Raw genomic sequence first — 21316 nt, forward strand, 5'->3', positions numbered from 1 at the left:
CCGGCTTACTTCTTCATAATTGACTGACCCCCGTAGCGGTCGGGAGTTCCTGGACGCTGTCCGCTGCTATAGCGAGGTCAGCGCCGCGGTCAATATGGAGCCGGCATGGTAGAGGTCGCCGCGCATAGGGTAGGAAACGTTTCGCGAGCCCGCGCTGCCTCCAAGCCGTGGTTGTTTGGTCGTGAGTGAGGATGCTTGGGGCACGGTACTGGCTAGCCCCCATGGGCAACCGCCGCCCAAGGAACCGTCGACTGATCTCCATGGTGATTACCCTGCCGCCACTTTGTCTCGGCGGTACCCGTCCGGATGCGCCGGCGTCTGTTTGGCTGATCTTTGTCCCGCCCTTGGACTGGCGGCGATTACCGATCCGGAGCGTCCAAGCGAGGCTGGGGCAGACGTGCCCATAACCGCACGTGCTCCTTTCGCCGAACCAGAGCCACTGTGGCTCAACGGAAAACGCCAAAAGGTGCCAAGAACGCGCCAAGCGTCTACGCGTTTCCACGGTTTCCCTGTGCCTCCCAAAAGAGGAGTGAGCTGGGAGTAACGTTGATGCCGTCGACCACCTGAAGCGCCCGCGGCAACGCAGCGACGCAGCAAGTCCAAACTAAGGCAAGCGCAACTGTTTGCTGTCGCTAAAATGTGACAAACTTCACACTTTGAGCCCTGTGTTTGCGAGTGGGCGCCGGCCCAGGTGCGCGGGTCCGCGCTGGCGCCACTGCGCGGCAAGGACAAAGAGCGATCCAACAGTCCGTCTGTAGTCTCGAGAGACAACAAGAATCATGGTTGTGGAACGCGAGTTTTCTGCGGCGTCGCCCGGGCGAGATGCTCGCGGGCCCCTTGGCGATTCCGGGGCGCTGAAAGCCTTGGTCGAGGAGGCATGCGCGCTGCCTTCCACTGCCGGCGCCTTCGTCGCGGTCTGGAAGGACGGCAATCTCGTCTGCCAGAAGCACGCTCACCTCCAACGCATCTCGTCGTGGACGGCTCTGGCGACCTGCCGGTTCATCGTCCGGGAGCGTCTGCGACGCATCCTCGTCGCGCCCTCCGGCGCCGGGCATGTCCAGTCTGACCACCAGGACACCAACAGGCCGAGTCCCCAGAGGGCTAAGGAGATGGGGCCGCTCGCCTTCCGCTATATCCAATGCCCGTTTGCCGCCGTCACCTTCCGCGACCGCTCACAACGGTTACGCGGCGTCCTGCTGGTTGCCTACACGGACGAGGCCGCGCCAACCAAGGCGGATCTGGACGCGCTGGACCGAATCGCAGGGCAGGTGTTTCCCCATGGCGGCTTGTCGCGCCCCACGGCGACCGATGGTGATGACGCCGCCGAGTCGGCTGCGTCGGTCCCTCTCGACCCCGAACTGACGCGTCTTGTCGACGCCTCTGATGGAACGATCGGCGCCTGGGAGATGAGTACCCTCTCAGGGCGAACTATGTGGTCGCAGGCCGCCCGGGAGATGCTTGACGCCCCGTCGGATCACGAGTTCCAGATGAGCGATTTGCTCGGCCTTCTACCGAACGAGAGCCACGAACGACTTGATACGGCACTGGACGATTGCCGTCGAAAAGGGACCTCGTTCGACGAGACGCTCTTCTACCCCTGCGAGGGCGCGCACAAATGGATCCGTGTTCTGGGGCGGCCGTATACCGGTGCCGATGGCACGGTGGACGCGGTGCGAGGGATTATTCAGAAGACAAGCAAAGCGCCGCCGGGAGAGGCACGGCAGAGCAGCTTCGCCAGGCAACTACACGATACGCTCGACAACATCCCGGACGCCCTGTGCCTTCTGGATCAGCAGTGGCGCTTTACCTTCGTCAACCAGCGCTGCGAGCGCATGATCGGGCACACGCGGATGGATCTGCTCGGGCAGGTGATCTGGGACGCCTTTCCGCAGCTTCGTCGCTCGGCTCTCCTCTGCGCCCATGAGGACGCAGTCGCAAGTCAGGCGTCCCGAACCCTGGAGGTTCATTTGGCGTCCATCAGCGCGGACTTCGAGATCCGCGTCCACCCCGGTCGCTACGGCATCATGCTCTCCTTTCAGGACATTACCGAGCGCAAGAGAAAAGAGCGCGAAGTCGAGCACCTGGCCCAGCACGACACGCTCACCGGGTTGCCGAACCGCTTTGCGCTGGAGCAGGTGCTGGAGCAGCAACGCCGGCACGTAGCTCCCTGGGCGTCCGGCTCCTACGCCGTTTTGTTCATTGATCTTGACGGCTTCAAGGACGTCAATGACACCTGCGGCCACGTCGAGGCCGATCGCGTTCTCATTGAGGTCGCCCGCCGCCTCCAGAAAGCGGTCCGCAACCAGGACACGGTTGCCCGGTACGGTGGTGATGAGTTCGTTGTTGTCCTCTGTGGGCTCAGTGATAGCGCCAACGCGGCAACCGCGGAGACCAAGCAAGTCGCACGCAAGCTTCTGGAAGCGATCACGACGCCGATTGTCGTCGGCAGCAGCACGCAGCGAATCGGTGCCAGCATCGGTGCCACTATCAGTCGAATCGGTGAGGGCGAGGCAGAAAGTCTCCTGCGGAACGCGGACATGGCGATGTATCGAGCAAAGCGTGGCCAAACCGGACAGATCGGAATCTTTGACGGCGACAGCAACGAATCCGTCCCGCTCGACGGCGGCTAATTCCTTCCCGCCGGCAGTCGATGATCTTTGCCCCAATCAGAACGGACTGACGGGTCCAGCGGCTATCTCCTGCCCGGCGTACGTTCATAAAAAAACCGCCACCCGGACGCATCCGGAATGGCGGTTCTGCTGCGACAAAGCGCAGGTCACCGGCTGACTGGCTCTTGGCAGCAGCCTTCGTGACCTCCGTGGTGCCTTCACCGGCAGCCTGGACATCTTCCGGGTGATCTGCTGCGTGACCTACTGCGCGTTCTGGGCGAAGGCCTGGTTGTGAGTCAAATCTCTTCGGCTAGTCTTGCGATGGTGAAGTACGCCCCATACAAGACAGTCAACTGGTCGCCATCGATGTCCGCTATTTGAATCGCTATTGGGGTAAGAAAAGTTAATTCGTACCCCATTCAGACTACTGCGCGTCAAATCGAGACTTATTGGGATGACCTAACACCGTTCGATTGCGGCCAGCCGCCTTCGCCTTGTACAGGCCCTCATCGGCTGCGGCGAACACAGCGGTAAACTCATCGCGAGATCCGTTCATCGAAGCAACGCCAATACTCACGGTAACTTGGAACTCGTCTGCAATAGCCTCGCCGGCGATACGGGTTCGGAGTTCGTCCGCGCGCGCAACGGCTTCGTCACCGTCGCAGTCTAATAGGAGCACACCAAACTCCTCGCCCCCAAGTCGGCCGACAATATCGCCCTGCCGGATCGCAGTGGCTATTCGATTACTTACTTCCTTGATGACCGCGTCACCCGCTGCATGGCCGTGGGTGTCGTTAATCTCCTTGAAGTTGTCAATGTCCGCCAACAGCAAGGCGCCTCGCTGGTGACGGCTCGCTCGCGCTGCTCGGGCTGTGTCGAACCGCTGGACAAATGATCGCCGGTTGGAGATACCAGTCAGTACGTCGGTGTGCGCCAGCTCCGAGATGCGACGGTAGGCTTGCTCCGTAATACGCGCCTGGTAGAACGTCATCCAGGTGACGGCCGCCAAAGCGCCGAAGATGTTCGAAAGAGTTTCAACTTCGCTAATTGACGGCCATTGCCGAAAGTTCAGGAAAACGATTACGATGACGATCAGGCCATAGACGGCTACAGCGCTGAGCCCGCGTTGCGTTCCGAGAAGAAAGAAGGCGACGAAGGGAAACCAAAGAAGCCAGATCGACGCATTATAAGCACCCTGAATGTATACGTAGAAGACCAAGGAAATCGCGCCGAAAGCGATGACCGTCAGCCAGGCGACACGATCGACCGCCTTGTTGCGACGCAGATCGATGAGTCCCGCGACAATGCCAACGAAAAAGGCCAGTTCAATAAAACCGAGAAGATAAAGATCGAAGTAGACGAGATTCGATATACCGAAAACAAACGCAACGGCTGCGAGAGTCGTCAGGAAGATGCTCACCAACGATGTTCGCTGATCCTCGTGGATGAATTGTCGTTGCAGCCATTGGCATAGACGTGGAACCGGCTTGAACTTGGTCTGTTCTCGACGGCGATCGTTCACTGCAGGGACTCACTTGATGCGGGCGCGACCGCCGTGAAGGTGGATAGGCTGGTTGCTACGACTAAAGTGGCGCGCAATTCGCCTTCTTCAAAGAAGCGGAACTTCAAAACGTCACAACGTTACAGGTACGGTTCCGAAAGCGGCGTGATGCACCTCGCAGAACTCGGCGACAGATGAGGTGTGCGGTCACAGCACGCCTCGGAGCCGGCTGTCCGCATGCCGACATGGGCGGTCGCGTTGTCGAGGGTGCGGCGTGAGGAATCGCCGACTGGCACTGTTGACTGCTTAGGTTGGTGCACATCGGTATCAAAGGAATCAAAGAATCGGCAGTAAAGCGTCATCAGGAGCGCAATAGCCGGGCGCTACTCGGCGCCTGCGTAACGGCGGGCGACGTTGCGGCCTTCGCCTACAAGGCGAAAGATCCGGGCGCTGGGGTCACGGAATCTCCCCAAGGTCGCCATGTGGAGGCTCATTGATCACTTTCGAGGAGAAACCGGCGAAGGCTCGCGTTGTCCGACAGATCGCCATACAGAATCGTCCGTGAGTCTGCAGTATCCTCGCGTAGCAGGGCAGGCGTGGCGAAGATCCCGTACTCGATGGTGAGCAGCGGCTGCTGCAGTAGATCGATCTCGCGTACGGATTCGACGTCGCGACCGATTTCGCGAAGTATCGCGTGAAGATGAGCACGGGCGCGCTCGGAGCGCGGCGCGCGCCCGGTGACGAATAGCGTGAGTGTCGTGTTGGCGCTCTGAACCTGGGACATTGTGCCTAGCTCTCCCCGTCGCGCCGGCGGTATGGCGAGGGTCGGGCTTCGTCGCTTGGGTCGCGTCGCCGAATGACGCTGTCCTGATGCGTATCACTTTCCTGTTGCGCTTCTCTGGCCTCTCGCTCTTCCCGGTCGAGTTCGTCCTGGTAGCGTTGGGCTTCGTTCTCGGCGTCCTGGCGACGAAGACGGGCGGCCTCCAACTCCCGTTCAAGGGTGCGGCGACGGTGCTCCCTTTCGTTACGTTGTGCCCGCCCCTTCGCCGCCTCTTCACTTTCTTTCTGCACTCGGGCGGTTCCCATGAGCACCTGGGATCCATATTCGTAAACATCGGCAAGATCCGGCCCGGCGTCCGAGAGCAACAGCTCCCGGACCTGGTTGGAGTGCGCGGAGCCGCGGGATTTCACGACCGACAGGGCGCGGTTTCGCTCACCGCCGTGAATGCGATAGTCAAGCGTGATCCACGTATCGGCCAGTGTCGAGACATGGCTCAGTGTGGATTCGTTGTCGACGTCACCTTGCTGGGATAGGGATGTCAGGATGGTTGTGATCCCTCGCCTGCGAAACAGGGCGATCAGGCGTTCCGTGGTATCAAACGCGCTCTCGGCGCTGTTGGCTTTCAGCAAGGCGGACACGGGGTCGATGACGACGCACGCGGGGTTGAGCTTGTCGAGCAGGTTGACGATGGCAATGTAGTGCTCTTCGACAAGGGCACTCCAGGCCTCCCGCGCCTCAATGTGCAATAGGCCGTTATCGACTTCCGGCTGCAAGTCGATTCCCACCGAAGCGACGTTGCGCACGATACGATCGGCGAGCTCGTCGAAGCTGATGTACAGAACATGCTCGCCGCGTTGGGCGGCAGCGTGCGCGAAGCCCACGGCAAGCGTGGTCTTTGCCGTGCCGGGTTGGCCTGAGATCAGGATACTTGAGCCGCAGTAGACGCCCCCGCCGAGGACGCTGTCGAGACGGGCGATTCCGGAGCCGACGCGGACGGACTGCGCTCTCTGCGTGTTTTCCCCGTGCGGCGAGTAGGGCAGGTGGATGCCGTCATCATCGAGCACCATGGCGACTTCATCGGTCTCGTGGGCACTACCGCGGTACTTCGCGATGCGAAAACGGCGGTTGAGTCGCCGTCCCACGAGCTCGGTGGACAGAACCAGAATCGTGGACAGTAGAAACTCGACGCCCTCCAGGTATGCGGCCTCGGTTCGGCCGGCGTGCGTTTGCTTCGCCGTGAGGATAGCGGCGAGCCCCTTGTCCCGGCACCACGTGTCGAGTTGACGGATCTGCAGCGTCGCCGTGTGCTCATCGGGTTGCATGCGCAGGAGCTGGTCGATGCCATCAAACACGACCCATGCGGTGGGGCGTTGTTCGGCTTGCGCGGCAATGAGTGCGAGCAAGCCTTCCAGATCGAAGGCACCGGCCGCCGTCGCATCCAGCGGCGGGCGGGCGTCAATGAACTGGACGTTGTCGGCGTTCGTCAGGCCGGCCCCCCAGGGGAAGGACTCGGCGCTGCGGCGGATTTGCTCCTGGGACTCTTCGAAGGAGACAAAGATCCCGCCCTCTTGGTGATCAAGGGATTCGGCGAGCAGTTGCAGTCCGAGAACCGTCTTGCCCGCTGATGGCTGCCCGATAACCAGAGTGGCCCCGCTAGCGGGAAGGCCGCCTACGGTTAGTGCGTCGAGTCCGGCAATGTGCGTTGGCTGTTTGATAAGTCGCGATGCATTTGTGGTCATGATGGATTCCATCGCATATGCCGAAGTGTTGATGGCTTGCTCTCAACCGTGAGCCGTCATGCGCTCGGCAAGGGAAGCGGCGAGCGCCATTCCAGAAGCCAGTGGAAGTCTTCGCTCTGCAAGGGGACGCTGTAGTAGAAGCCCTGACCGACATGGCATCCCAGAGCAATCAGGGCGTCCTGCATCGCCTTCGTCTCGACGCCCTCGGGGATGACACTCGCCTCAAGGGTTTCGGCGAGGTTCATTACGATGCGCACGATTGCATGGCTGTAGCGATCCTCCAGCATATCGCGCACAAACCCCTTGTCGATCTTGATCTCGTCGAACGGGTATTTCTGCAAGTACATCAGCGACGAATAGCCCGTACCGAAATCATCCAGTGACAAACGCACGCCCAGCTCACGCAACTCGCGCAGTTGATCGAGCAGCTCGGCCGATTCAAGTGCGAAGACACTCTCGGTGATCTCGAGCGTGAGCGCGTCGGGTGAGAGTCGGTGGCGCTCAAGCGCGTCGCGAACGGTCTGCGTAAAGTCGCCGACCTGGAACTGGACGAGGGAGACATTGACGGCCATGTGGCCCACATTGAACCCTGCATCATGCCATTGACGCAGGTGCCGGCAGGCTTCGTTCAGGACCCATTCCCCGATGGGAATCATGAGCTGGCTTTGCTCGGCGATTTCGACAAAGACTGCCGGTGATTGCAACCCGCGCTCCGGGTGGTGCCAGCGCACGAGCGCTTCGCAGCCGGCCACCTCCCCGGTCTTTAGGACGACTTTCGGATGAAAGTGAAGCTCGAATTCGTTGTTGACGAGCGCATTGCGGAGCTCCTGGACAATGTCGATGCGCTGGCGCGTTGTCTCATAGAGGCTCTCCGTATAGGCGAACCACTGGCCGCTGGCGTTCGCACGTCCGTGGAACAGCGCGAGTTCCGCCTCCCGCAGGAGTGTCTCCGGGTCCCGTTGTCGGTCACCGAGCTCGGTGTATCCAAAATGGGCATTCGCTTCAACGGAGAGGCCGCTCAATGAAAACGGGACATCAAAGGCCGCACCCAACGCTGATCGCATCTCGCCCGCAGATGCCTCATGGTTCGCAGGAAGGAAAACGACGAACTCGTCGCCGCCAACACGACCGACCAGGGCGTTCTCGCCAGCGGCGCTCATGAGGCGTTCGCCAACCCGGACGAGGAAGGCATCGCCGGCGGCGTAACCATGGGCATCGTTGATGTTCCATTGCTCGTCGATGTCCAGCATCACCATGGAGGCAGAACGTTGCCAGCCCTCCATCTGCAATCGCTCGGTGACCGCTCGAATGAAACCATTGCGGGAGAGCCGACCCGTGAGCTGGTCGTCGTAGGCAAGCCGATTGAGCTTTTCCTGCTGTTCGTCCAGGCGTGCTCGCGCTTGCTCCTGCTCATCGAGCAAATCGTTAAAGCTGGCGGCCAGCATCGCCATTTCGTCGGTGCCCCGTATCCGCGCTCTTGCGCCCGAGTTGCCCCTTCGCACCCGGTTGACGGTTTGCGCGATCGAGTGTGCCGGACCCCCAAGGCGGTGATGGATCAGGCCAAAGGCGGCGACGCAAAGGCCACCAAACAACAGGGCGGAGCCCGCGAACGTCCCGGTAATCCAGCGCGACTCTTGGGCGATGTCCTCACGGCGCTGCCGAACCAGTCGATCGAGGGCATGGTCGAGCGCAACACCGTGGCCTGCGATCTGATTCATGATAATGCGGCTGCGCGCCGAGATGTCCAGCGGCGACAATGCACGGCTGGACCGGTTGCCTTCGGGTGAGGCCGGCTGTGCATCACTCGCCGCGGCGGAGCGTAGCACCTCGTGGATAAGGGCGATTTGCCTGGCACCCTGCGCTGCATTGGGGTAGGACGTGTCGAAGCGCTCCAGGCGCTCCTCGATCCGGCGGAGGTCGGCCTGGAACGCCTCCCACAAATCCGGATCGGCGCCAAAGAGCAGCAGGCTGTCGCTGGCGGCAGAGATGTCGTCGATCCGCTTGTTGAGTTCAAGCAATTCCGCGATCTCGGCGTTTTTCGTCTCCATTCGCTGGATGCTTGCCACGGCGACCACGGCGAGCGCAACGAGGCCGACAAGGCAGAAGACAATGCTGGCAATGGAGAGGTTGATGAGCCTCACTGCACTGTCTCGCGGCTTCCGGTATGACTGGGGACGCCGACGGCGCCGGGGGCAAGAGAACGCAGTGGTCCCGCTTCGATGAGGTCGCGAACGCGCACTTCGGGATTAGCCATCTCGTAGCCCGCGCTCCGCGCCCAGTCCAGTTGCTGTTGAATGGTGGCGATTACCGTCCAGTTCAGGTTCAAGTGGAAGTCGAGTGCTTGCCACTGGTCTTCCACGTACCGAGTCTCCTGTCCCGTGTGGCGCCCGTAGGCGCGCAGGGCCACATTTGGCTCGTTGATGATAAAAGCGATTGCTTTCTGATAGCCCGCTAAAAGGGCTTGGACGAGGTCCGAGTTCTCATTGACCGTGCGTCGCTGTGTGACAAGCACCCACTTCGCCGTGTACAGGTTGCTCCCTGGTAGAACGCGGACGCCTTCGCCGACGCGCTCCCGGAGCCGCGACGTCCAGGGCTCCCAAAGCACTGCTGCGTCAATATCGCCTTCGACCAGAGCATCGGCTAGTGCCGACGTGGGTTGGTCACTCAACACCGCATCGTCAGGCCCAATTTGGTGGTAGGTCGCGAACAGCCACCAAATGAACTCCGCGTTGGTTCCGCGCATGAGCCCAACGCGGCGGCCGCGCAAGTCCTCGGGGTTGCGTATACCGGAACCATCCAGGGTGACAACCTGGTTGAGACGGGTGGAGTGCACCAGGCTTGCGAGGATCACCGGATCATCGGGCTGGCCGGGTGTTTTATCGGCGATGAAGTCCAGGGTGAGAGGCGTGAGCGCCATCAGGGCGAAATCGGTCTCTCCATCGCGCAGGCGCGCCAGGTTCTCTCGCCCCGACGCCGAGTACGCCACCGATATGGTGGGCCCCTCGGTGTCAAAAAATGCTCGGCGGTCCGCGATGACCGTGGGCAGGTCACCGAGATAGGACACGCCGGCGACGCGAACCTCTTCGCCAAGGTCGTTCGCGATGGCGGCACTACCGGCGATCAAAGCGATGACGCATGCGAAACAACGTGCAGCGAGGACTCCGGCTAACCGGGCCGGGGTGAAACATAACTGCGTGCGCGAGCCCATTTCCCGACGAAAACCCAGCGTCGCCCAGGGATTGGCGGTTAACCTTGGTCGATGATGAAGAACTCCGTCACGGCGGGGCCATCGGCCGTGTCGAAACGCTTCTGATTTGGGAGGATCTTCACCCTGCCACGGAGGCGGCGGAGGACGTTCAGAACCTGGTTGGCGAGACGTAAGCGGCAAGAAGGGAACCTATGGCATAAACGCGGGTGGACCTGCTGACGGAATCGAGGAAAACATTGTCAAGATTGCCATGAAACACCTTTGGAAAGTCTATAGCTTGTCCATTGTCGTTATCAAACGGATTGCGCGTTGGGATGCGCTCACGAGCCCTGGGAGCGCGGACAAGGCGTTACCGTAGAATCTCCCAATGCTTGGCGTAGCGCCCCGCACTGCGCAGCTAGCGCGCCGCAGATCGTTGCGCCGGGCGCTGAGACGGTTGCCATCGCCGCCGAGGCGTCGCAGATAGTGGCCGCAGCGGAGCAGGTCTCTGTCACGGCGGTGGAGACGACCCGTAACAGCACACCATGAAGGCGACTGCGGTGAGCGGCTATGATCGAACCGAGGAAAGCGTCGGCGAGTTCCTCGGACCCCGGCGGATGAGGCTGGGGCAGCACTCCGCTACTCTCAAGTTCTGATCTTTCTTGCCGATCCCTGCGATGCAAGTTGCGGCCATACGGTCACCTGGGTCCGCAGCGTCGCGAAAGACGATATAAGTTCTTGCCAAGTTTCGGGGACAAGCGATGAACAACCTCAGGATCGGCGTGCGTCTCGGGCTCGGGTACGCCCTTGTAATTGCCATACTCGTGGCAGTCGTGATCGTGGCTCTGATCAACTTTGCTCGCACGACGGACGCTGTAGATATCAACGAGCACACGTACGACGTCATCGGGTATGCCGACGACACGTTGCAGACGCTGCTCAATATCCAGGGCGCCGAACGCGGCTACATGGCCACCGGCAACGACGAGTTTCTTCAGCGATACCGCAGCGGTCGCGAGCAGATAGAGAATCAGTTCCAACAGCTTCGCGAGGAGATGTCGGATCTGCCGCGGCTCAACGAGCAAATGGACCGTCTAGAAGGCGCGTACGATACGTGGATGAACGACCACATTGCTCCCGGCGTCGAAGCGCGCGCCAATGCGGAACCCGGCACCGCCGCGTTCCGGGAATTGGCCGTTGGCATGGGCGAAGGCCGGGAGATCATGCAGGAGATGCGTGCCGCCCTCGGCGAGTTCATCGACATCGAGCGGGAGCTTCTCGCCGAGCGCTCCGCGGCGGTTACCAGACTGGAGAACCAAACGCGCTACATGCTGCTGGGAGGTGCCCTCGCTGGCATCCTGCTCTCCGGCGGTGCCGGCTGGTTTATCACCACCTCTGTGACGCGACCGCTGCAGCACGCCGTCGGCGTAGCTAACCGCATTCGTAACGGTGATCTCACAGTGGCATGCGAGAGTACGGCGCGGGACGAAACCGGACAGCTTCTCAACGCCATGCATGGCATGGCCGACCGGCTGCGAAGCATGATGCAGCGGATCAATGATGCTGCCACCCGTGTTGCAAGCTCCGCGGAAGAAATGTCGGCTACGGCAGAACAGACCCGGCAGGGCGCCGAGAAGCAGAGCGACCAAACCGCCCAAGTGGCCACTGCCATGAACCAAATGACCAGCACGGTTCAGGAAGTAGCGCGGAACACTCAGGAGACTTCCGACGCTGCGAACGAGGCAAGCACCAAGGCGGACGAGGCCCGCGAGGTGGTGGCCGAATCGTCCCAGGCGATCAATCAGCTCTCCTCGGAGGTCCGCGATGCCGCCGACATTATTCGGGAGCTCGAGCAGCAAGGCGAGAATATCGGTCGCATCCTCACGGTTATCCGAGGCATCGCCGAGCAGACCAATCTGCTCGCACTCAATGCCGCCATTGAAGCAGCGCGGGCCGGCGAGCAGGGACGCGGCTTCGCCGTAGTCGCCGACGAGGTGCGCAACCTGGCCAGCAACACCCAGAACTCCATCGGTGAAATCGACGGCATCATCGAGAAGCTCCAGGATGGCACCCAGCGAGCGGTGCAGGTCATGGAGCGCGGCACCGAGAGCGCTGAGACCAACGTTCAGGAGTCCCAGCGCACCGTGGCGGCGCTCGACAGCATTTCCGAGGTAGTTAACCGCATCACGGACATGGCGGGTCAGGTAGCGAGTGCTGTGGAGGAGCAGTCCTCCACAGCCGAGGACATCAACCGCAACGTGACTTCCATCAACGAGGTGGCTGCTGAGACGAGTACCGCAGTAAACGAAGCGACCGGCGCTAGTCAGGAACTTTCACGGTTGGCCTCCGAGCTGCAGGAACTGGTCAGCGAATTCCGGGTTCGCTGAACCTATCACACCGGCGATGCAGTGGCGCAGCCACGCTTACTCCAGCGGCCCCTGCACCGCCGGCAACCCACGTCAGCGTCTCAGGCGCCGGCCTGCCCGCACGAATAGGGGTTTCCCCAGACAGTTTTCCAATTGCTTGATCCGGTGACTGACAGCGCTATGGCTGATGCGGAACTCCGCCGCCGGCCGGGAGAAGCTGTTCGGCCGAGCGATGGCATCGAAAACGTGCAGCGTCGGCAGAGGTAGTAAACGGCTTCAAGGGGTTAGAACCCCAAGAGGTGCTGCTCAAAACTCTCGAGTTCGTCCTCGTCTGATCCTGCAGATGCGGTCGTTCGTCGTGCAATCTTCTCTTCGACGGCGGTCCGCAACGTGCGCAAAAAGCCATTGGGCCATTCGCCACGGTCCGTGATCCTGGTTCGAAGCCGCTCGGTCAGCTGCAATTTCTCTGAAGGATTGGTGGCCGAGCGTGCGGCATGATCGGCCATGTAGGGAGGGTACTGGTCCAAAGATCGAAGGGGTGGCGCCCGTAGCGTACCTCCACGGCGCCCGCCTCTCCCCACGGTCCGGAACGACTTCGCATTAATGGGGATTGCCCGGTACGTACGTTCCAGGATCCTGAAAACTGCGACTCGGTTCGCTTTTTTTCTCTGCGTGCCGCTGGTAGTTCTGCGCATACCGGCATCGAACCAACCAACAACCATGCCGGCAAGAACAACGAGGGCAGGGCAGTGACAAATGACAAGAGCACGGGCGCGCTCCCCGCTTGGGCGGCGCTGACGGGGGGGTGCGTACTGCTCGTCGGGTGTGCCGGACCGCAGGCGACGCCGGAAGAGCGAGCCCAGATGGTTCTGGATCTGAATCGGCAGCAGTACCAGGCCTCGCTCGAGGAGGGACCGCCGGCCCTTGGGACTCCGCGGCTGGAGGCATGGCAAGAGCAGTTCCAGGCCGATTTCGAGCGCTTCGGCCGGTCGCAGGAGGCGTTGTACTCATCGGCGGACGTCGGCGTCTGCGAGCTGACCCGGGAGCAGGCCTACCGGGCGGCCCTGGGTGTGACATTGGAGGAGCGCTCCGCGGAGATGCGCCGGGCGAACGAGCGGCACAAGGCGTTCGAGGTGACGTTCTACGAGTCCACGTTTCGTGCCGTGGTCCTGGAGGGCACCTGCGGGCCGGACGGGCTTGAGGGGGAGGCCGTCGCCTCCATGCGGTTGCCGGAGATTTACCAGTGGTCCGGCTCCGGTGGTTCGCATGCCGAACTCTCCGACACGGCGTACCGCGTGCGCGGAACGTTCGAGGCGGGCGAGCCGGTAGGTGAACACGCCGCTCTCGCCGTGTCCACCAACGCCAAGGGGACGTTCGCCGGTGGCACGTTCCGGGCCGGCACCTATGATGGCCTCTGGCTGCAGGCCATGAAAACCGAGCCTGCCGCGGCCTATTACTACAGTGACTACAGTGCATCGGGCGAGGTGGAGCAGCAGGTGATCTTCCGCCGCCATCCGACCAACGGTGCGGCGACGACGCGGGTGAACACCCGCACGTCGCCGCGCTCACGCGATGTGCGTATGTACCAGGGCGCCAACCTGTTGAAGGAGTTCAGCGAGCTCGATGACGCCTTCCACGGCTGGGCGATCACGTACAACACGGCCGACCGAAGCGTGTGGTTCCGGCGTTGCTATCAGAACGGGGAGCACATCGAGGAGGCCGCCTCGTGCCCTGGCCCGTACCTGGCCATTCTCGCCGAGCAGGGCGGCGAGATCAGTGAGGACGAGCGCGCACGCACCCGCGGCCTGGTCATCGAGGGCACCGCCGGGCGCTACATGAGCCCATTCACCCGCGACGACACGGTGGCGGAGTGGGTAAACCAGGCGCAGAACGTCTCCATGGGCGCGACCGCCGGCTCGGCGGTGGGCGCGGCGGCCGGGGTCGCTGGCGCGGGCGCGGTGATGAGCGAGCTGGGCGAAGGCATGGGCGGCGCCGGTGGGCTCCTGTTCGCCGCTGCCGGTGCAATTATCGGCTCCGCCGCCGGCGAGGAAGCGGGTCGCCAGACCGCGCTTGACGCCATCGGCGGCGAGGCCTTCCTGCGTGAGACCTCGGATCGCTCGTTCGCGTCGCTGGACCACATGGCGCGCTATTTGATCGCGCACTACCACGACAACCCGAACCTGGAGGCGGTCATGCGGGCGACGGTGGACGTCTATCCGGAGTTTGCCGCCGCGGTGGCGCGCGTGCAGTGAGTCACCACCCCGCCTTTCAGTGTCTAGCGGCGGTCACCGTCGCGCTCCATCCCGCGATCCAGGAACTCCTGGCGCAGGTCGACGAATCCCTTTGAACGGAGAGATGCCATGACACGATTCACTCTTCCCGCCGGTGCCGCGCGTGCCCTTGTACCGGTTGCCGCGGCGGCGCTGCTCGCCGGCTGTGCCGGCAACCAGGTGGAGAACGTGGCGGGTACGCCAACCGTGTATGAAGACCCGGAGACCACCGGCCGGGTGGGCGGTGTCGGCATCGAGAGCCAGGACGTGGTCGCCATGACCGACGAGATGATGCGCGACATGCTGCGCAACCGCATGCTCGCGGGCCGCGACGTGCCGCCGCGGGTGATCATCGACAACGCCTATCTGGACAACGAGAGCTCGTCGGTGATCAACACCAACCAGCTCACCGACCGCCTGCGTATCGAGCTCAACCGCGCGGCCAACGGGCGCATGGTCTTCGTCTCCCGCGAGTCCGCAGACATGGTGCAGCAGGAGCGCGACGCCAAGCGCGACGGCGTGGTCGACAGCGGCACCATTCGGGAGACCGCCGCTCAGGCGGGGGCCGACTACCGGCTGCGCGGGCGCATCACCTCCCTTGACGCGGTGGACCGCGACAGCCAGACGCAGTCGCGCTACACGCAGGTGACATTCGAGATGGTGGACCTGGAACTGGGCACGATCGTGTGGAGTGGCCTCTATGAGATGCGCAAAGCCGCGCAGGACAATGTCCTGTATCGCTAACCGGTACGGCCTGCTGGTCGCTGCCGGTACAGGGGTGCTCCTCGCCGCGTGCGCCACCGGACCCAAGGAGTACGAGAGTGCGACTCTGTCGCAGGCGCAGCGCGACCATGTGGCTGCGCAGCCGCCGGCGTTGCGCTCGCACTACCAGACCCTCTACGAGGAGGGCCGGCGCAACGAGGTCCTCAACCTCATGGAGGTCGGGCTGCATGCCTACCGCAACGACCACTTCACGGAAGCGCGGCGGGCGTTCAACGAGGCCCGGTTGAACATCGAGAGCGTCTACGCGGACAACGAGGCCGCCCGGCGTGCGCGCAGCCGCTGGTATGAGGAAGCGGAGAAGGACTTCAAGGGCGAGCCGTATGAGCGCTCAATGGTTTATTTCTACCTGGGGCTGCTGTTTCTCCAGGACGGCGATTACGGCAACGCCCGCGCAAGCTTTCTTGGCGGTCTGCTCCAGGACGCCTTTGCCGAGGAAGAGCAGCACAGCGCCGATTTTGCCTCGTTGCTCTATCTCATGGGGTGGGCGGCGCAAAAGATGGGCAGCACCCAGCTCGCCGAAGAGCACTTCCAGGAACTGCAGGCGTTCCGGCCGGACGCGCCCATCCCGGAGCCCCGGCACAATGTGCTGCTGGTGGCCGAGACGGGCACGGCGCCGCGCAAACTCGCCGACGGTGTCGGCCACTACCAGCTCGTCTACCGGCGCGGGCGGGGCTTCGACGACACAGGCGCCGAGCTGGCGAGCGGCGACGGCTGGCAGCCGCTCTACCCAATCGAGGATGTCTTCTTCCAGGCGTCCACCCGCGGCGGGCGCGCCATCGACCGGATTGTCGAGGGCCAGGTGGAGTTCAAGTCCGATACGGCGGAGGTCGGTGCCAACCTGAGCGACATCAGCCGCAATAACACGCTGGCCGGCCTGAGTGCTGCCGGAGGGGGCGTGCTTGCCGCGGGCTACGCCACTGTCACGCTGGTCAGCGTTGCGGCTCAGGGGCTGTCGGCTTCCTCAAACGTGCGCGCGGACACACGCTACTGGGCGAGTCTCCCGGATACGCTCCATATCCTGCCGCTGCAGGTCGCCCCCGGCGAGGAGCTTGCCGTGCGGTTCGTCGACGACGACGGCACGCCCGTGGGCGCGCCGATGCAGGCGGCCGTGCACTTCGACGACCAGGGCAACGGGCTGGCGTACATCAGCTCCCGCCAGGACAACTGAATCGAGGAGAGATCAGCATGCGTATCATCCGGAAAACCGCGGCCGTGGTCACGGCCCTTCTTCTCGTGGTCGGGTGCCAGGGATTGCCTAGCGACTCCGAGCGCCTCACGGAGCGTACCGAGCCGGTTGAGTACAACAGCGTCGTATTCACCGATTACAACCTCCAGCGTTCCTGGAGCGACGGGCTGCTCGGGGAGGGCGGGCGCTATCGGCTGTCCGTGGAGCGGCACGGCCAGCGGCGCACCGAGACGGGGACCACCGAGGTGTTCGCCGTGATCCGCAACCACACGGACGCTGACTACACCCTGGAGGCGCGCACGCATTTCGTCGACCGAGACGGTGTGCCCACGGATGCCGACGCCGTATGGAAGCGCTTTACTGCCTCGGCGAACAGCCTGACGGCCTACCGTGAGTACTCGACCAGCGATCAGCCGCTGCAGTACCGGGTGGAAGTACGGGAGCTGCGATGATGAGTCGATCAGCCGTCGTAGTCTCAATGGTGCTGCTGCTCGGCAGCCCGGCCCTGGCCCAGCAGGATCACGCACCGGCGCCGATGATGGCGCCGGCCCAGGGGCCGCTGACCAGCCAGGCCCGGGCCGCCGAGCAGCAGACGTCCGGGCGGACCCGCGACGCCGAGGCCATTCTCGCAGCGTTCGCCGAGCGCTTCGGTGACGCGCCCCCGGCCATGGCGGTGTACTGGAATCGCGCCTTCGGCGACCGGGTCAGCGACTGGGCCAGCACCCAGCGCAGTGTCGTGGTGGGCAGCGAATCGGTGCGCAGTGACGGCCCGGAGGGCGCCACCCGTCAGGATACGGAGCTCAGCCTCGCGGCCCAGTCCGAGACGCGGGGCGGCCCGAGGGATAACTCCGGTTCGGCGCGGCTCGCGTTCGCGCTGGAAGCGGGCTTCGTCGAGCGCCTGCGCGGCGCCGGGATCCGCGTGCTCGATCGGCGCGCTCTGATGCGCATCACCGACAATGCCCTGGAAGACGGCAGCTTCTCGCGCCTGTCGCCCGACCTGGCGCGGCTGGAAATGCGCTCGCTGGCCCAGCACGCGGACTTCGTGGTGGAGCTGCGTCGTGATGGGCCTGACCGCTTCCGGATCACCGTGCTCTCAGTGGCCGACGGCAGCGTGCAGGCGCTGTTCTCGTCCAATGGCGTCCCGCCAGAGGAAGGCGATGCGGAGCCGCGGTGGATCACCACGGCGCAGGGTTTTGAGCGTCGGGAACGACCGGTCTCGCTGGGTGCTATCGGCGGCGAGCTGGCGCTGCTCACGCTGGCAGGCATGAGTGGGCTATAGCTCGGGATCTCGTGCCCTCGCTCTGCAGCGACAACCAGCTTTCGCCGCCCAAACTCGCGGGAGTACACTGAAAAGGTCGGTCCTGGCGAGGAGAGACTTGTGGCGACTCCGAAAGAGCACATGGTTAGGATCATTGAAGCCCAGCCAGAGGACAGCTCTTACGTGGAGCTCCCCCGCGAACTGGCGTTCGCGAGGATGATTGACTGCGTTCTTGCCGATTCAGACGCTGGCCGCACAGTCAGCAATCAGGAGATGCAGGAGCGCATCCGGTCGTGGCAGAGCTGCACTGGACGAGGGAGGCACAGCGTTGGCTGCAGGACATCCACCACTACATTGCCCACGATGATCCAGCGGTCGCTGGCCGTGTAGTACAGGGCATCTATCGCAAAGCTCAGATGTTGAGCGATTTCCCGGAGATGGGGCACCGCTAAGAATCGCTGCCAGCCGGCGAGATCCGCATTCTCCAGTACGGCCACTATCGGATCGCGTACTTGATCAAGCGTAGCGAGGCCGTCGACATCCTTGGCGTGTTTCACGGCGCCATGGATATCGACTGATACCTCACGTGACACTCACATTGAAACCGGTCCCATCATGGCCTGATGCGGACCCGATGCCGCCGATGACTTCGGTCGCACCAACGTCTGCTATCCGGATGATGGTCACAAAGTAAAACACCCGTAAGGCCGTCTCGCGATGCGAATACAAGTGTGACCGCCCGCATGGCTACTTGGGAATTTGCACCCCGGAGGAGTTCCGACGAGACCACGCACAGACCGGAATTCTCGACTCTTGACCGGTCAGTTATCCGGGGGCCTCAGCGCTTGTTTGCGCCTACTTGGCCGTGCGTAGGTTTCGTATTATTTTTTTGCTTTGTTGTATGACTTTAGGAAATTTTCGTGTGCAGATTGGCCGCTTATACGGGGAGATCGGTGAGGCTGGAGGAGTTCCTGCTGACACCGCCTCATAGTCTCATTCAGCAGGCCCACGCGCCACAGGAGACCCTTTCGGCAACTGTCAACGCTGATGGGATCGGGTTCGGATGGTATCCGGAGGATGGGCAACCCGCGGTATATCGGAGCCTCCTGCCTGCATGGGCAGAGCCGAATTTGGAGAGTCTTGGTCGGTCTCTAGCGAGCCGCACCTGGCTGGCGAACGTCCGTAGCGCCACGGACCCTCTCTCCAGTGGCTACGCTAATACGCAACCGTTCAGCGGCGACGGCATGCTTTTCCTGCACAACGGTTTCATCGAGGACTTCAGCACTGCGGTCCGCGGCCCGCTAAGGAGTACCCTCTCTCCGGCGTTTGAAAGTACGGTGCATGGGACGACTGATTCGGAGTATCTCTTTGCTCTGCTGCGGCAAGAAGTCCACGAGCATGACGGGAATTTGCTCAGCGCATTGCGCGTAACGGTCGAGCGTCTCGTTGACTGGCTGCGCGAGGAAAAGCTCGGGGCGCTTCTCAACATCGTAGTGTCCCAGGGAAACACGGTCACTGCGCTACGCCACGCAATCCGCCTTGAGTGTCCCAGTCTATATACTCATTGCGGACACCATGCGTTTGCTGGAGGCCATTTAGCCGCCTCGGAGCCGCTGGACGATGACCCTGGCTGGGATGCTGTTCCGCCCCATCACGTTGCAGTCTTGGAGCCAGGGCATGATGTACGGATCTTTCCCCTCTGAAGCTGCGCGACCCCCTGTTCGCCAGGATCCACTTGAAGCGCTGGCCTGGCACCATGCTTGGGCGCTTCAGCTTGTAGGTCAGCTCGACGATTCGCAGATCCGCACCCAGTATCACCCGGAGCTCAGCCCCGTGGGGTGGCATATCGGCCACTGCGCGCTGGTCGAGCATTTCTGGATTGAGGAGACCATCCTAGGCGCTGAGGCTGATGAGGAGCTTCACGACCTCTATTTCCCGGAGCGCAATCGCAAGGAAGAACGTGGCTGTCGCCTTCCCAGTGGCGAGGCACTGAGACACTGGGCCGGCTCTGTGCACCGTCGCACATTAGAATTCCTCGCAAAGCCACCCGTGCCCTTGGCTGAGCATCCTATGATGCGTGAAGGCTATCTGGCGCATTTTCTGGAACAGCACTACGCCCAGCATTGCGAGACGCTGTGCTACTGCCTGGCAGCGATGAGTGTTGGTGACCACCAGACAGCAGATCTACCTCTGTCGGAGGCAGTGCGACCTGCCCCCGTCTCCGGAACCTCGGTAAGGCTGCCTGCGGGCGAGTATTCGGTTGGCACCAACAATGTGCGTGGTTATGACAATGAGCGCCCTGCGCACACAGTGTGTCTCGCTGGTAGTGAGTTAGCGTGTTCGCCGGTCACGAATGCGCAATGGCTCGCGTTCATGTCCGCAGGCGGATACGATCCTTCGGCGCCTTGGTGGTCAGTCGAGGGTGCCACGTGGCTGCGTGCCACCGGCGTTGATTGTCCTTGGACCTGGCACATTGATCACGTGGGCCGTTTCGCATGGAAGGGAGCATATGGATTCAAGGCCCTGGCAGCAGAGGCGCCCGTCAGCGGGGTCAGTTTCTACGAGGCGCATGCCTTCGCTACCTGGGCAGGTGCACGTCTGCCGCACGAGTTCGAGTGGGAAGCAGCGGCAGACCTCGGGCTGCTGCAGAACGTCGGGTATGTATGGGAGTGGTGCTCTAACACGCTTGCACCTTATCCCGGCTTCCGTGCCTTCCCCTACGACGGCTACTCGACACCCTGGTTTGACGGCCATCACTTCGTTCTGCGCGGGAGTAGCATCTATACCGAACCGGGGTTAAGACGCCATTCGTTCCGTAACTTCTTCGAACCCCATGCCCGGCATCACTTCGGCGGGCTGCGGCTCGCGTTTGATGGCTGCTGACCGTTTCACAGCGGACGTCGGCGGATACTGAGTGACTGTCGGCTTCGGGTCGGACAGCGCCCCTCCATGGACGCGGCCCGACGAGTTATCCCGCTAGACTTCAGTTTGTTCCGACATCTAATGTACGTCGTCCACCTCGATCCCGAGGTACCGGACGGTGCTTTGGAGTTTGGTATGGCCAAGCAGGAGTTGCACGGCTCGGAGATTCCGTGTGCGCCGGTACACCAAGGTCGCCTTGGTTCGGCGAAGTGAATGGGTGCCGTACTCGGCGGGGTCGAGGCCGAGTTGGGTAACCCAGGATTTTACGATTCTTGCGTACGGCCGAGTGGAGATGTGCGGGGAACCGCGGATGCGGCTCGGGAAAAGGTAATCCCCGGATTGCAGGTGGGCCTCATCGACCCACTCTTCGACAGCCCGTCGGGTATTGGGCGTGAGTTTGAACTGGACAGGTCGCCCCGTCTTCTGCTGGATGACAGCGGCTCGCTTGACTGCTTTCCCGCCATGCACGACATCACGAACTTGGAGCCTGACGAGGTCACAGCCTCGGAGTTTGCTGTCAATCGCGAGGTTGAACAGAGCGAGCTGGCGCCTGTTCTGGTCGAGCTGAAGCCGGATGCGAATGCCCCAGACTTCAGGGAGTTTCAGCGGGGGCTTCGGACCAATCAGGTGGCCTTTGTTCCAAGGGGCGCGTTCGGTTGTCTGCTGGCGGGGCGGGTTGGCGGTGGTCATGGCTCTATATCTCCGCAGAGGGTG

17 protein-coding genes and 1 pseudogene are annotated in these 21316 nt (G+C 62.5%); 10 read left to right on the forward strand and 8 right to left on the reverse strand.

The window, feature by feature from the left end:
* The first annotated feature begins 785 nt into the window (after nucleotides 1-785).
* Entirely contained in the window at nucleotides 786-2630 is a 1845-nt protein-coding gene (locus QWY84_RS06425; RefSeq protein ID WP_290201659.1) for a sensor domain-containing diguanylate cyclase, read from the forward strand.
* 403 nt (nucleotides 2631-3033) lie between these two features.
* Here QWY84_RS06425 and QWY84_RS06430 read toward each other — a convergent pair whose 3' ends face one another.
* From QWY84_RS06430 to QWY84_RS06450, 5 genes are all read right to left on the reverse strand, one after another.
* Nucleotides 3034-4131, reverse strand: a complete 1098-nt coding sequence (locus QWY84_RS06430) for a GGDEF domain-containing protein (RefSeq protein ID WP_290201660.1) — start codon at nucleotides 4129-4131, stop codon at nucleotides 3034-3036.
* A 469-nt stretch (nucleotides 4132-4600) separates the two neighbouring features.
* Nucleotides 4601-4894 (reverse strand): circadian clock KaiB family protein, encoded by a 294-nt coding sequence (locus tag QWY84_RS06435; RefSeq protein ID WP_290201661.1) that lies wholly within the window; start codon nucleotides 4892-4894, stop codon nucleotides 4601-4603.
* Nucleotides 4895-4899: 5 nt separating this feature from the next.
* Nucleotides 4900-6630 (reverse strand): DUF7125 family protein, encoded by a 1731-nt coding sequence (locus tag QWY84_RS06440; RefSeq protein ID WP_290201662.1) that lies wholly within the window; start codon nucleotides 6628-6630, stop codon nucleotides 4900-4902.
* A gap of 56 nt (nucleotides 6631-6686) precedes the next feature.
* Nucleotides 6687-8771 (reverse strand): putative bifunctional diguanylate cyclase/phosphodiesterase, encoded by a 2085-nt coding sequence (locus tag QWY84_RS06445; protein ID WP_290201663.1) that lies wholly within the window; start codon nucleotides 8769-8771, stop codon nucleotides 6687-6689.
* Complete coding sequence (locus tag QWY84_RS06450; protein ID WP_290201664.1) at nucleotides 8768-9838, reverse strand: ABC transporter substrate-binding protein; 1071 nt, start codon at nucleotides 9836-9838, stop codon at nucleotides 8768-8770. The genes QWY84_RS06445 and QWY84_RS06450 overlap by 4 nt, the downstream gene beginning before the upstream one ends.
* 740 nt (nucleotides 9839-10578) lie before the next feature.
* On the opposite strand from QWY84_RS06450, the gene QWY84_RS06455 reads away from it, so the two are divergent.
* The gene (locus QWY84_RS06455; protein WP_290201665.1) at nucleotides 10579-12204 is read left to right on the forward strand and encodes a methyl-accepting chemotaxis protein; all 1626 of its coding nucleotides are present in this window, start codon (nucleotides 10579-10581) and stop codon (nucleotides 12202-12204) included.
* Nucleotides 12205-12276: 72 nt separating this feature from the next.
* Here the strand turns inward: QWY84_RS06455 and QWY84_RS20065 are convergent, their stop codons facing one another.
* Nucleotides 12277-12444: a helix-turn-helix domain-containing protein gene (locus QWY84_RS20065; protein WP_353959883.1), complete on the reverse strand. Its 168-nt coding sequence runs from the start codon at nucleotides 12442-12444 to the stop codon at nucleotides 12277-12279.
* A 23-nt stretch (nucleotides 12445-12467) separates the two neighbouring features.
* A complete protein-coding gene (locus QWY84_RS06460) occupies nucleotides 12468-12689 on the reverse strand; it encodes a hypothetical protein (protein WP_290201666.1) in 222 nt (73 codons plus the stop codon).
* A gap of 357 nt (nucleotides 12690-13046) precedes the next feature.
* On the opposite strand from QWY84_RS06460, the gene QWY84_RS06465 reads away from it, so the two are divergent.
* The 8 genes and pseudogenes from QWY84_RS06465 (at nucleotide 13047) to QWY84_RS06500 (ending at nucleotide 20563) form a co-directional block, all read left to right on the forward strand.
* Complete coding sequence (locus QWY84_RS06465; RefSeq protein ID WP_290201667.1) at nucleotides 13047-14435, forward strand: hypothetical protein; 1389 nt, start codon at nucleotides 13047-13049, stop codon at nucleotides 14433-14435.
* A gap of 108 nt (nucleotides 14436-14543) precedes the next feature.
* The gene (locus tag QWY84_RS06470) at nucleotides 14544-15197 is read left to right on the forward strand and encodes an LpoB-related protein (RefSeq protein ID WP_290201668.1); all 654 of its coding nucleotides are present in this window, start codon (nucleotides 14544-14546) and stop codon (nucleotides 15195-15197) included.
* Nucleotides 15181-16404 (forward strand): COG3014 family protein, encoded by a 1224-nt coding sequence (locus tag QWY84_RS06475; protein WP_290201669.1) that lies wholly within the window; start codon nucleotides 15181-15183, stop codon nucleotides 16402-16404. Before QWY84_RS06470 ends, QWY84_RS06475 begins: the two co-directional genes overlap by 17 nt.
* Before the next feature lie 17 nt (nucleotides 16405-16421).
* Nucleotides 16422-16874, forward strand: coding sequence for a putative periplasmic lipoprotein (locus QWY84_RS06480; protein ID WP_290201670.1), 453 nt, complete (start codon nucleotides 16422-16424; stop codon nucleotides 16872-16874).
* Nucleotides 16871-17701, forward strand: coding sequence for a hypothetical protein (locus QWY84_RS06485; RefSeq protein ID WP_290201671.1), 831 nt, complete (start codon nucleotides 16871-16873; stop codon nucleotides 17699-17701). Before QWY84_RS06480 ends, QWY84_RS06485 begins: the two co-directional genes overlap by 4 nt.
* Nucleotides 17702-17973: 272 nt before the next feature.
* Nucleotides 17974-18258 (forward strand): annotated as a pseudogene (locus QWY84_RS06490) (type II toxin-antitoxin system RelE/ParE family toxin).
* A 375-nt stretch (nucleotides 18259-18633) separates the two neighbouring features.
* Nucleotides 18634-19383, forward strand: a complete 750-nt coding sequence (locus QWY84_RS06495) for a class II glutamine amidotransferase (RefSeq protein ID WP_290201672.1) — start codon at nucleotides 18634-18636, stop codon at nucleotides 19381-19383.
* Complete coding sequence (locus QWY84_RS06500; protein ID WP_290201673.1) at nucleotides 19358-20563, forward strand: SUMF1/EgtB/PvdO family nonheme iron enzyme; 1206 nt, start codon at nucleotides 19358-19360, stop codon at nucleotides 20561-20563. Before QWY84_RS06495 ends, QWY84_RS06500 begins: the two co-directional genes overlap by 26 nt.
* Before the next feature lie 117 nt (nucleotides 20564-20680).
* On the opposite strand, the gene QWY84_RS06505 is transcribed toward QWY84_RS06500, so the two are convergent.
* Nucleotides 20681-21292 carry a tyrosine-type recombinase/integrase gene (locus tag QWY84_RS06505; protein WP_290201674.1) on the reverse strand — a complete coding sequence of 204 codons (612 nt, stop codon included), beginning with the start codon at nucleotides 21290-21292 and terminating at the stop codon, nucleotides 20681-20683.
* Nucleotides 21293-21316 lie beyond the last annotated feature (24 nt).

Source organism: Aquisalimonas lutea (assembly GCF_030409225.1).
Lineage (GTDB): Bacteria > Pseudomonadota > Gammaproteobacteria > Nitrococcales > Aquisalimonadaceae > Aquisalimonas > Aquisalimonas lutea.